At 63.6% G+C, this 338-nt stretch carries 1 protein-coding gene; it reads right to left on the bottom strand.

The features are described from left to right. Positions 1 to 338, bottom strand: a 338-nt coding sequence (locus ACZ92H_RS29590) for a thiamine pyrophosphate-dependent enzyme (protein WP_465051990.1), incomplete at both ends; no start/stop codon positions are given.

The raw sequence follows: 338 nt of genomic DNA, 5'->3' as shown, positions 1-338 counted from the left end.
TCTTCCAGCTTGTCCACCGTGATGCCTTCGGCGCCCATGGCGCGGGCGATTTCCGCGAAGCTCTGGTTGTCCAGTTCACCGGCGACGAAGCGGCGGTTGTAGAAATCCACCTGGTTTTTCTTTTCCGCGCCCCACTGGCGGTTGTGGAACACCACGGCCGTCACGGGAATGTTGTGGCGCACGCAGGTCATGGTTTCCATCAGGCTCATGCCCCAGGCGCCGTCGCCCGCATACGACACGGCCGGACGGTGCGGCGCGGCCACCTTGGCGCCGATGATGGTCGGAAACGCATAGCCGCAGTTGCCAAAGCTCATCGCCGCAAAGAAGCTGCGCGGCTT

The organism is Janthinobacterium foliorum, assembly GCF_978021625.1.
Note: the sequence above shows the minus strand (reverse complement) of the source record. Positions and strands in the feature narration are given on the sequence as shown.